The sequence below is a fragment of the Streptomyces griseorubiginosus genome (assembly GCF_001514195.1).
GTDB lineage: Bacteria > Actinomycetota > Actinomycetes > Streptomycetales > Streptomycetaceae > Streptomyces > Streptomyces griseorubiginosus.
Genome location: NZ_KQ948755.1, coordinates 16,237 through 28,217, shown reverse-complemented (window position 1 = coordinate 28,217; position 11,981 = coordinate 16,237). Strand labels below are relative to the sequence as shown.

7 protein-coding genes and 2 pseudogenes are annotated in these 11,981 nt (G+C 67.3%); 7 read left to right on the top strand and 2 right to left on the bottom strand.

The window, feature by feature from the left end:
• Nucleotides 1-113 precede the first annotated feature (113 nt).
• Nucleotides 114-1,286, bottom strand: coding sequence for an IS701 family transposase (locus tag AQJ54_RS42855; RefSeq protein WP_079070335.1), 1,173 nt, complete (start codon nt 1,284-1,286; stop codon nt 114-116).
• Nucleotides 1,287-1,379: 93 nt separating this feature from the next.
• On the opposite strand from AQJ54_RS42855, the pseudogene AQJ54_RS44745 reads away from it, so the two are divergent.
• Nucleotides 1,380-2,224 (top strand): annotated as a pseudogene (locus AQJ54_RS44745) (IS5 family transposase).
• 204 nt (nt 2,225-2,428) lie between these two features.
• Here the strand turns inward: AQJ54_RS44745 and AQJ54_RS47720 are convergent.
• Nucleotides 2,429-2,569 (bottom strand): annotated as a pseudogene (locus AQJ54_RS47720) (alpha/beta hydrolase); the annotation flags it as partial.
• Between the two features lie 831 nt (nt 2,570-3,400).
• On the opposite strand from AQJ54_RS47720, the gene AQJ54_RS42840 reads away from it, so the two are divergent.
• The 6 genes from AQJ54_RS42840 to AQJ54_RS42815 all read left to right on the top strand — a co-directional run bounded on the left by AQJ54_RS42840 (nt 3,401) and on the right by AQJ54_RS42815 (nt 11,937).
• Nucleotides 3,401-4,909 (top strand): alpha-L-fucosidase, encoded by a 1,509-nt coding sequence (locus AQJ54_RS42840; protein WP_079070334.1) that lies wholly within the window; start codon nt 3,401-3,403, stop codon nt 4,907-4,909.
• Nucleotides 4,910-4,921: 12 nt separating this feature from the next.
• Entirely contained in the window at nt 4,922-6,130 is a 1,209-nt protein-coding gene (locus tag AQJ54_RS42835; RefSeq protein ID WP_159055675.1) for an ROK family transcriptional regulator, read from the top strand.
• 624 nt (nt 6,131-6,754) lie between these two features.
• A complete protein-coding gene (locus AQJ54_RS42830; RefSeq protein WP_062247050.1) occupies nt 6,755-8,062 on the top strand; it encodes an ABC transporter substrate-binding protein in 1,308 nt (435 codons plus the stop codon).
• Nucleotides 8,063-8,108: 46 nt separating this feature from the next.
• Nucleotides 8,109-9,077, top strand: coding sequence for a carbohydrate ABC transporter permease (locus tag AQJ54_RS42825; protein ID WP_079070333.1), 969 nt, complete (start codon nt 8,109-8,111; stop codon nt 9,075-9,077).
• Nucleotides 9,074-9,928 carry a carbohydrate ABC transporter permease gene (locus tag AQJ54_RS42820; protein WP_062247048.1) on the top strand — a complete coding sequence of 285 codons (855 nt, stop codon included), beginning with the start codon at nt 9,074-9,076 and terminating at the stop codon, nt 9,926-9,928. Before AQJ54_RS42825 ends, AQJ54_RS42820 begins: the two co-directional genes overlap by 4 nt.
• Entirely contained in the window at nt 9,925-11,937 is a 2,013-nt protein-coding gene (locus AQJ54_RS42815) for a beta-galactosidase (protein WP_062247046.1), read from the top strand. Before AQJ54_RS42820 ends, AQJ54_RS42815 begins: the two co-directional genes overlap by 4 nt.
• Nucleotides 11,938-11,981: the final 44 nt, after the last annotated feature.

The following is an 11,981-nucleotide window of genomic DNA, read 5'->3' as shown; positions in this document are numbered from 1 at the left end:
AGTGCTTCGTTAGGTTCTGGTTCTGCGGGTGGTGAGGGGGCGGCCGCAGGTGGTGCAGGTGCCGTCCCAGCACCGCAGCAGGTCCTGTAACGCGTCGAGGACTTGGTAGAGACTCAGGCTGTCGTGAGGGCTTTTGGGTCGTAGCGCCGCAGGGTGAGGAAGGCTTGTGCGGCGGTGACGAGGGTGACGTGGTGGTGCCAGCCGCGCCAGGTGCGGCCTTCGAAATGGTCCAGGCCCAGGCCGTGTTTGAGTTCGCGGTAGTCGTGCTCGACGCGCCAGCGCATCTTCGCAAAGCGCACCAGATCGGCGATGGGGGTGGTGGCGGGAAGGTTGGACATCCAGTAGTTGGTGGGCTCGTCGGCTTCTTCGGGCTGTTCGACCAGCAGCGTCCGTAAGGGCAGCACCCCGTCCCACCTGCTGCGTCCACCGGCCTGTTCCTGAGCGGTGCGGGTGGCTTCCTTGCCCGACGGTCGCACCTGGAGCACCGCAAAGCGTGAGGTCATCGACCCTTTGCTGCCCTGGCGCCAGGTGACGGCCTCGAAGCAGGCGTCCGCCCCGACCAGCTGGTGCAGGGGACGGGCCGGCTCGCGGTAGCGGGGCAACGTGGGCGGACCCAGGCCCTGGTAGGGCGGCAAATACGGCACGGCATCAGCCGGGCGGGCGATCTCTTTGGGCTCGACGGCCATGACGTAGGACCAGCCGCGTTCCTCCAGGGCCAGACGGAAGGAGACACTGCGGCCATAACCGGCATCGGCCACGAGCACCGGCACTGAGCCCAGCCAGCCGGCCAGCCTCTCCAACAGCCCCAACGCCAGACGGGGCTTGGTCACATGCCCCACCTCCTCGGGCACCCCCGCAGCCGTGCGCCGCAGAAGGTCGTGGGCCCATTCCTCGGGCAGAAACAGCTCCCACTCCAGCGGGCAGGAGGCCGTGTCGGTGGCGGCGTGCACGCTGACGGCGACCTGGCAGTTGGCCCGCTTTCCCAGTGCCCCGTCGATGACCCACACCTCGGGCTTGACCACCCTCACCAGCCGCTCGGCGATCCGCCGCCGCACCGGCGCCCACGGCCACGGCGACTGGTTCACGAACTGCTGCAAGGCCTGCATGTTCCCGTCCGGCAGCCGCTTTGCCATCGGCTGGATCGACTTGCGCCGACCGTCCAGCATCAGCCCGCGCAGATAGCACTCGCCCTTGGCCCGCTGATCCTTGCGCGGCACCGAGGCGAACACATCCTCCACGAACAGCCCCAACCCGGCCCGTAATCGGTTCACTTCACGCATGTCCACGTACCCAACATGCTCTTGATCAGCGCAAACGCATAGACCTAACGAAGCACTACTAGGCAGTTTCGTTTGGATCAGTCGGTCGTTGGTCCTGATGTGCCGTTAACAGATGCGCAGTGGGCGCGGATCGAGCCGTTGCTACCGGACCGGTCGCCGCAACGCGGTGGTCGCTGGCGGGATCATCGGGAGGTGATTGACGCCATCGCGTTCAAGTTCCAGACCGGAACGCAGTGGGTTCACCTGCCGGAGAAGTTCGGCAACTGGCGTGGCGTCTACAACCGGCTGCGGATGTGGGCCGTCGACGGCACCTGGGAGCGCGTCTTCACCACGCTGATGGCCCAGGCTGACGCCGATGAGGACCTGGCATGGGCCGTATCGGTGGACTCCACGATCGTGCGCGCTCACCAGCATGCGGCCGGAGCCCGCAAAAAGGGGCCCCAGCCGGTGAACCGGCCGACCATGCCATCGGCCGGTCCCGGGGTGGACTGACCACGAAGATCCACCTCGCTGCCGACGGCCGCTGCCGGCCCCTCGCGTTCGTGCTCACCGCCGGACAGGCCGGTGATGCACCCGCCTTCACCGACGTCATGGCCCGCCTGCGCGTTCCCCGACGACGTGGTCGTCCGCGCACCAGACCGGACGTGGTCCTGTCGGACAAGGCCTATTCGTCCCGCGCGATCCGCGACCACCTGCGCAAGCGCGGCATCCGGGCGGTGATCCCGCTCCCGGCGGACCAGCGAGGTCACCGGCAGCGACGGGGCAGCCGGGGTGGCAGGCCGCCGGCCTTCGACCGCGAGATCTACAAGCAGCGCAACACCGTCGAGCGGTGCATCAACCGCCTGAAGCAGTGGCGAGGCATCGCGACCCGCTACGAGAAGACCGCGACCATCTACCTGGCCGGACTCCACATCGCCGGGATCTTTCTCTGGTCCGCCCGGTGATCCAAACGAAACTGCCTAGCGCGTTCAAGTCCGCCCTGGCCCGGGGAAACGGAGACGCTGATCAGGCTCGCGGATGCCGAGGATCGGGAGGATGCCCCACCAGCGCTCCCGAGCCCCAGGAGGCCGCAAAATGGCTCTGCTAGGTTCGTGGGGATCGGCCGTCTGGCTGGTGCTGGACCGCACAGGTTCGCCGGTTCGGATGCCTTACAGGTTGTTCGCATAGAAGCTGGAGAGTCGTTCGGCGGCGGCATCGACGTATGCGGGCTCGTCGTACATCTCGTAGTGGCCGGCGCCGTCGATCACCAAGAGGTCGACGGGGTTGGGGACCAGCTTCCACAGCTGAACCTGCCCCGGGAGCAGTGGGCAGAGCTTCCGCGCCTACAAAGGGCCGCAGCAGACGACCCCGTGGGCAGCATCCCCTGGGTCGTTCCGCCGGGAACCGTCGTGCGGCGTCGCCAGCTCCACGACCTCTATGGCGGGAGCCGGTCCGGCAACGGCGGCTCCAGCGGCACCACACCGAACACCTTCCTGTTCGTGCCGACGGTACCGGCGCCGGACATGCAGTCGGCCCCTCCTGGAACGGCAGCGTCCTCACGGTGCCAGGTTGCCTGCAGGACGGCGACTACCTCAGTCGGGAAACCCAGATACTGATCCAGCACCTGCGGCGCGGACTGCCTCTGCGGGTCTTCGAGCAGCAGAAGCGGCTGTGCGCCTTTCTAGACTCCACACTGGCAGGCCGCCGTCGGAGCAGGGCGTGGTACGCAGCCGGGCCGATCTCCCAGCACAGTGAGCCCTGACACGTTATGTAGACCCTGGAGCACATGTTGCGCCAGGTGCGCTCGGCTGCGGTCTCAAGGTCCGACTGCCGACGTGTGATGAATCAGAACCAAATATCCACGTCACGTCTCTTGAGACACAACTGGCCACGTAGAACCGCTAGTTGCTGATTGGGGGAGGGTAGGGCAGCGGCTATGTCGGCCGTACTCACTGCGCGCCTCGGCATACCCCGCAGGCGCATTGCCGACCGCGACTCTCGTCGACCCCTGTACCGGTCCCGTGACCGTGTCATGCCGGGCTGAACGCGAAGGCCGTATGGACCAACAGTTCGACGGAAAGATAGGGTCTCAGTTTGTAAATCGAGGTGACAAACACGCAACTACGAACGGGACGACTCGAATGGCCGATGACATCCTGCCCCCTTCTTGTGCCGTCGATGCTGCCGACGAGATCCGGGCGCTGACCGCGGTGAGGCCCAGCGCACGACAGGTGGCGTGGCAGTCGATGGGGTTCTACGCCTTCATCCACTTCGGCATGAACACGATGACGGATCGCGAGTGGGGTGTGGGTGGCGAGGACCCGGCCCTGTTCGACCCGTCCGACCTCGACGTAGATCAGTGGATGTCGGTGATCGCTGCAGCGGGGATGACAGGTGCCATTCTCACGGCCAAGCATCACGACGGCTTCTGCCTCTGGCCCTCGCAGGTGACCGCGCACTCGGTCGCCGCCGCCAGGTGGCAGGAGGGGAAGGGTGACCTCGTGCGGCTCGCAGCCGATGCGGCGCGACGCCACGGTCTGAAGTTCGGGATCTATCTCTCGCCGTGGGACCGCACGGAGGCGTCGTATGGCTCGGGGAAGGCGTACGACGACTTCTTCGTATGCCAGCTGGAGGAGCTGCTGTCCGGATACGGCGAGATCTTCTCGGTCTGGTTCGACGGCGCCAACGGCGAGGGCCCCGGCGGTGCATACCAGGAGTACGACTGGGAGCGCTACTACGCGGTCGTACGCCGGCTGCAACCCGGTGCCGTGATCTCGGTCTGTGGCCCGGATGTCCGGTGGTGCGGGAACGAGGCCGGGCACACCCGGCCTGACGAATGGAGCGTCGTACCCGCCGCGCTGCGCGACGTCGAACGCGTCGCCGATCGCTCGCAGCGCGCCGACGACGGGGCGTTTTCACGGCTCGTCCGAAGCGACGAAGAGGACCTGGGCAGCCGCGAAGCCCTCGCGGGCCGCCTCGACGACCTTGTGTGGTATCCGGCCGAGGTGAACACGTCCATCCGGCCGGGGTGGTTCTACCACCGGAACGAGGACAACTCCGTTCGCTCCGCCGACGAACTCTTCGACCTGTGGTGCGACGCGGTCGGCGGCAACGCGTGCCTGCTGCTGAATGTGCCACCCGATGCCCGCGGGCATGTGGCCGCTCCTGACGTCGCCTCACTGGCGGGGCTGGGCGAACGCATCCGGGCGTGGCGAAACGGAGTGCTGGACGCGGACATCGAGCTGTCGTCCGGGGAGCCGCGCACCCGGTCGGGCGAGTCCGTGGCTGACCAGTCCGTCCTCACGCGCCTGGCCGCCGATACGGCGGCACCGTACCTGTGGCGCCCGGAGGCGTTCGATGCCGTGCCGACCGCCTCGCTCGTTTTCGGTGATCCCACCGAGGTGGGCGCCGTGGTCATCCGCGAGGACATCACCCAGGGCCAGCGCCTCGAGCGTGTGGTGGTGATCGGGGTGTCCGAAGGGAGCGATCGGGTGCTGGCCGAGGCGAATTCGGTCGGCTACCAGCGGATTCTGCGCTTTCCTCCGCGCGTCGTCGACAAAGTCAAGGTCAGAATCGAAGCATCCCGCGGCCGTCCGGCGATCCGTACGCTCGCAGTGATCGATGCCGACGCTGCTTGGCCTCGAAAATGAACCTTGTGTTGCGTGAGCGCGCCATGGCGCGCCGATGCCGAGAGTGTGTTGGATGGATTCATGACAAGCGCACCTGACGACCCCGCATCGCCTGCCGGGGCCGGCCTCGGATGGCCACGGCTGCATCCGACGACGCAGTCGGCGTACAACCGCATCCTGTGGAACGGTGGGCTCTCCAAGAGCGAGGTGGCGAAAGAGCTCGGCCTGTCCCGCACCCGGATGACGGCGATCGCACGCGATCTCGAGGCCGCGGGTCTCATCGTCGAAGGCGGCAGGGAGCAGAGGGCCAACACGGGCCGACCCGCCGACATGCTCCTCGCCAAGACCGACCTCTTCCACTTCCTCGGCGTTCATGTCCGTGCGGACGAACTGGTCGCCGCGGTAATCGATCTCACCAACAAGGTGGTCTGGGAGCGACGCCAGCACGTCGCCGAACTGGACCCGTCCGTCATCGGCGCGCAATGCCGCACGTGGCTGACCAAGGCGAAGGCCGACGGCCTGCGCGTGGCGGCACTGGCCGTGTGCGGATCAGTGGAGCGAATCGACGGAGCCACAGAAGGGTTCGGCCTCCAGGCCGTGGCGCCCGAGGCAACCCGGTCGGAATGGGAGAAGGAGTTCGGCATACCGGTATGGGCCGAGGACGACATCATCGCCCTCACGGCGTTCGAGCAATGGCCGCGCCTGGCCGAGGACCAGGACAGCATGGCCCTCATCTCCCTCGGGCGGGACATCGGTTTTGGACTCGTCGCCGACCGCAAGATCATCCTGGGCGCGCACGGCAGGGCGGGCAGGTTCTCCCACGTCCAGGTCGCGAATGACGGCGCGAGGTGCCCCCTGGGACATCGCGGCTGCTTGTGGGCGGAAAGCTCCACGACCTCGATCGTGAACGATATCGCCGACGCGCAGACACTCGGCGACGTCATCGGCCAAGCCGCACAGGGCGAGCAGACGGCGTCAGAGCGGCTGGCGCGCGCTGCGCGCGGGCTCGGCGTGGCGGCCGGGCACATCCTGAATCTGCTAGATCCCGACAAGGTGATCCTGACGGGGGACAGCCCGTTGCTCCTCGACTCCCGTACCAAGGACTTCGACGAGGGGATGCGGTCCGTGTACACCGTGCCGGACCCACCGGTCATCGAGGTCACGGTGTTCGACTTCCTCGAATGGGCACGCGCGGCCGCCGGGCTGGCGCTGTACCGACGCCTCGCCGAGCACGACCACTGAGTGGCCCCCGCCTCGGCAGGGCGAGGGGTTGGCCCTGAAGTGCCGGTGAAGCCTCCGGCAGAGGGCTGTCGACCACGCAGACAGCCAACGCCGGAGGCTTCGCACGCCGGCCTGCCCGTGAGACATTGCCGCGCGCGTCCAGTGTTCTACGCCGCCTGTCCGCTCCGTCCCCCGGGACAATTGCTCCGGTCTCTGCGCCCGGTGACGCCGTCCCGGCGCAGGCCGTCATGCTCTGCTGGCAGCAGCTGCCTGTGCGCCGCCGGACTGGCCAGCGCCGCCGCTCGCCTCACAGGTCGCGCCAGGCGTCACTGCGGTCCGCGGGCGGCCGACCGCTAAGCGCTGGCCTCCCCTTGCGCGCAGGCGCACTCCGGGATCGGGCCGTCATCTGCCCGTCGCCCGGCCTCGATGCCGGGCGGTTGCTGTGCCGAGCGCGGTGTTCCACCGCCGCTGAGCGCCGGTCGCTCCAGCGTCGTCTGGGCCCCGAAGTCCTGGTGACGCTGGCGGAAAACGTCTGCTGTGCGGACGCAGGCACCAGGGTTTGTCACCTCCATTGACAAACTCCGGCGGCCCGAGTGATGCTCGTCGGCGCGAGAGACCGAGTCCGCTCCGGGTCAAGGGAGACTCATGCGCACCAGCAAGTTCCGCAATATCGTGGCTGCCGCGGCCGCCACAGTCGCCACCGCTCTCTCCGCCTCCGCCTGCTCGGATGCGGGCACCTCCACGTCCTCCGGAGGGAAAGCCACCCTGCAGTACTGGGCGTGGGCGCCCGGAAGCGCGCAGGAAGTCAAAGAGTTCAACCGCACACATCCGGACATCAAGGTGGTCCACACCGACGCCGGCGGTGGCGAGCAGTCGTCCGCCAAGCTGCTGGCCGCGATCCGCGCGGGCAACGCGCCCGATCTCGCGCTGGTGGAGAACACGGCGCTGCCGCGCATGATCGTCGCCGGCGCCCCGCTGGACATCACCGACTATGTCTCCGACGTACGGAAGAACTATTCGGCCGGCTCGTGGGCGCAGACGACCTTCAGCGGACGGACGTACGGGCTGCCGCAGGACGTCGGCCCCATGGCACTGCTCTACCGCAAGGACGTCTTCGACAAGTACGGCATCAAGGCACCCGTGGCCTGGGAGGACTACCGCAATGCGGCCGCCAGGATCAAGGCCCGCAACCCCAAGCTCACCATGGCCTCGCTGAGCACCGACGGATGGGGCTGGTACGCCGCGGTGGCGGCGCAGGCCGGCGACGACTGGTGGTCGGTCGACGGGGACAAGTGGACCGTCAACATCGACGGCGCGAACTCCCGCAAGGTGATGGACTTCTTCCAGGGAATGTTCAAGGACGGGCTCATCACTGCCGACCCGATTCTGACGCCGACGTACAACCAGCAGCTGAACAACGGCACGATGCTGTCCTGGCCCTCCGCCGCCTGGGCCCCCGGTGTCGTCTACGGCGTGGCGCCGAAGACCGCCGGCAAGTGGGCCCTCGCCCCCCTGCCCCGGTGGAACGTCAACGACCCGACCGTCTCGTTCCAGGGCGGCTCGTCGATCATCGTCACCTCCAAGTCCAAGCACCCCAAGCAGGCAGCAGAATTCGCGAAGTGGCTCAACGCCAGTGACCAGGGCGCGAAGATGATCCTCAACGTGCAAAACGGCTACCCCGCCGCTCTGGCAGGCCAAAAGGCCGCAACTGCGCAGAAGCCCCCTGCTCTCATGCCGCAGCAGACCGACTACTACAAGGTCGTCGCCGAGATCGCCAAGCACACCCGTCCTGTGACCTGGGGCCCGAACACCGATGTCGCAGCGACCGCATTCACGGACGCGATGAACGCGGCCGTACACAACGGCACTTCATGGGCCGACGTTCTGACCGTCACGCAGAAAGCCGTCGTTAAGGACCTGAAGAAGCAGGGATTCAAGGTGAGCAAGGGATAGGGCGGTGGACTGAAGGAGAGCGCAGAGCGTCAGAGAGGGCATCCGCATGACCAACACAGCCGTTGCCGACGAGGACACCAGGTCAGTGACGGCGGCCGTTCCGCCGCAGACTCGCCGCCGTCGTCGTCGCAGCATCGCGCCGTACCTGTTCAGCGCACCCGCCATGGTGCTGTACACCGTGTTCACGGTGATCCCCGTGGTGTACGCACTCGGCTCCAGCTTCTACGCCCAGCGGCGGACCGGCGGTGGCGCCCTTGGCACCCGCTCCACGGTGTTCGTCTGGTTCGACAACTACGTCTCCGTCTTCCACGACTCCCAACTGACCGCCGGCCTTCGACATCTGGCGCTCTACGGGGTCATCGCCGTGCCGTTGACCCTGGGCCTCGCGCTGCTGTTCGCTCTGCTCCTGGACGCGCCGGGGGTGAAACTGCGGCGCTTCGGGCGCACGGCGATCTTCATTCCCTACGCCGTGCCCGGCGTCGTGGCCGCGCTGATGTGGGGGTTCATGTATCTGGCCGGGACAAGCCCGTTCTCGTACGTCACCCGGTCCCTCGGCTGGGGGGACATCCCCTTCCTCGGACCGAACGGAATCTACGGCTCGCTCGCCAACATCTCCGTCTGGGGCGGCACCGGGTTCAACATGCTCGTCATCTACACGGCGTTGCGCAGCATCCCTCACGAGCTGATCGAGGCGGCGCGCCTGGACGGGGCCAACGAGATCCAGATCGCGCTCCGCGTCAAGGTGCCGCTGGTCGGCCCGGCGCTGCTGCTGACCGCGATCTTCGCACTGCTGGGCACCCTCCAGCTCTACGGCGAGCCGCTGATGCTCAAACCCCTGACGAACACCATCTCCAACACATGGGTGCCGCTCATGTCGATCTACCAGGACGCGTTCGCGCTCGACGACCTCCATGACGCGGCGGCGGCGTCGATCGTCCTCGCCCTCGGTACCGCCCTGGTATCGATCGCAGTTCTGGCGTTGGTCCGCATCTCGACGAGGCGGGGTATGCGATGAGCGCGATCAACGAGAGGACTCGCGAACGAACCAAGATCGTTCCCACGCTCATCATGGTGGCGGGGGCGCTCTACTGCCTCCTCCCCGTGGCCTGGGTGTTCGTCGCTGCCAGCAAAGCCCCCGGCGAGCTGTTCGACTCCTTCACCTTCGCCCCCGGCACCGGTCTGCTCGACAATCTCGGCGACCTGTTCTCCTATGACGGCGGCGCCTACGGACTGTGGGCGCTCAACTCGCTCCTGTACGCGGGCGTGGGCGGCGTCCTGTCGACGCTCGTCTCGGCCTCCGCCGGCTACGCCCTGGCGAAGTTCGACTTCAGAGGCGGCCGGATCTTCTTCGCCGCCATCCTCGGAGGACTGCTCATTCCCGGCATCACCCTCGCCGTGCCGCAGTACCTGCTGCTGTCCGACCTGCACCTGGCCGGCACCCAGTGGTCGGTGCTCCTCCCGAGCATCCTCAGCCCGTTCGGCATCTATCTCTGCCGTGTGTACGCCGCCAGCGCCATCCCGGCGCAGATGCTCGAAGCCGCCCGGATCGACGGCGCCGGAGAGTGGCGGATCTTCCGCAGCGTCGTGCTCCCCCTCATGGCGCCGGGCATGGTGACGGTGTTCCTGCTGCAGTTCGTCGGGATCTGGAACAACTTCCTGCTGCCGTACATCATGCTCTCCAACACCCGGACCTTTCCCCTCACGGTCGGGTTGAACTCCCTGCTCGAACGCGGCTCCGGCTCGCCGTCGCTGTACACGCTCGCCATCATCGGCGCAGCGCTCGCGATCATCCCCCTCATTGCCCTGGTGCTGTTCCTGCAACGGTTCTGGCGCCTCGACCTCATCGCTGGAGGAGTCAAAGGATGACCTGGTCCCACGTCGACAACCCCTGGCCCACAGGCGGGCTGAGCTATGGAGCCGACTACAACCCCGAACAGTGGGACAGGGACGTATGGAAGGAAGACGTCCGCCTGATGACCCAGGCAGGGGTCAACCTCGTCTCGCTCGGCATCTTCTCCTGGGGCCTCATCGAAGTCGCGGACGGAGAGTACAACTGGGAGTGGATGGACGAGATCGTCGGCCTCCTGGCGAGCAACGGCATCGCCATCGACCTCGCCACACCGACGGCCGCGCCCCCGGGCTGGCTGCTGGCGGCACACCCCGACATCCGCCCCGTCGACCACGACATGCAGCCGCACTGGCCCGGCGCCCGGCTCGGCTGGTGCCCGAGCAGCCCGGTCTTCCGCACCTACGCGCTCCGCATGGTCCGAGCGGTCGCCGACCGCTACGGCCACCGTGAACACGTCGTCATGTGGCACGTCAGCAACGAGCTGGGCGGAGGCAACGGCCGCTGCTACTGCGACACGTCGGCGGCGGCGTTCCGCGACTGGCTTCGACACAAGTACGGCTCCCTCGACGTGCTGAACAAGGCATGGGGAACCGCCTTCTGGGGCCACACCTACCGCGACTTCGCGCACATCCTGCCTCCCCGCGGCAACGACGCGAAGAATCCGTCCCTCGTGCTGGACTTCGACCGCTTCTCCTCGGACGAGCTCCTGGCGCACTACCTCGCAGAGCGCGACGTGCTCAAGAGCGTCACCCCCGACCTGCCCGTCACGACGAACTTCATGGCGGGCGCCGAGCCCGACGTCGTCGACTACCCCCGGTGGGCACGCCACATGGACATCGTCGCGAACGACCACTACACGCGCTCACCGGACCCGCTGCCCGAGCAGGACGTCGCCTTCTCCGGCGACCGCATGCGGGCCATGACGACACAGCGCCGCCCATGGATGCTCATGGAACACTCGACCAGCGCGGTCAGCTGGCAGCCGCGCAATCGCGCCAAGGCGCCGGGAGAGATGATCCGCAACAGCCTGAGCCACGTGGGCCACGGCTCCGACGGCATCCTGTTCTTCCAGTGGCGCGCCTCCCTGGCCGGGGCGGAACAGTTCCACTCGGCGATGGTTCCCCACGCCGGAGAGGACACCGACCTCTACCGCGACGTGTGCAAGCTGGGCGAGTACCTGCGGCGCCTCGCCCCGGTTATGGGCTCACGCACGCCGCAGGGCCGAGTCGGCATCCTCTTCGACGACGAGGCGGGCTGGGCGATGGCGAAGGGAGTCAAACCGAACAACCACCTCGCGTACGGACGCATCGTCCGGGACTGGCACCATGCGTTCTGGCGGCTGAACGAGAGCATCGAAGTCCTCTCGCCATGGTCCGACTTCACCGGCTACGAGGTGCTCGTGGTGCCCGGACTCTTCCTGACCGACGACGACACCGCGGCGCGCGTGAGTGCTTTCGCCGAGGCCGGCGGCACGGTCGTGGTCGGCTTCCTCTCGGGAATCGTGGACGAGCACGACCAGGTGAGGCCCGGCGGATACCCCGGCGCGTTCCGTGAACTCCTGGGCGCATGGTGCGAGGAGTTCCGCCCCCTGCAAGAGGGCGAGACGTTCACTCTCGACAACGGTTGGTCCGGCACCGAGTGGACCGAACTCGTCCGCGTACGCGATGCCGAGGTGATCGCCCGCTACAGCGGTGGCGACCTCAGCGGCCATCCAGCGATCACGTCGCGTGCGCTCGGGACCGGAGGCCGTGCGGTCTACGTCTCGGCCGGACTTGACAGCGATGCGCTGCTCGAGATCGCCCGTTCATTGATACGCCCCACCGACCTGTCGGACATGCCGAAAGGGGTCGAAGTGCTCGTGCGCCGCAACGACGAAGAAGCCTTCACCTTCTTCGTCAACCACGCGAACAACGAGGCGATCATCACGGCGCGGGGCTGGGAGATGCTCACAGACGAGCTGGTCAATGGAGAATTGCATATACCGGCAGGAGGGGTGCGGGTCGTGAGGTCGGGCACCCTGACCTAGCTTGACTTCTGTATTTCTGCGGGGCAACGGGCTGGCGGTGGGGC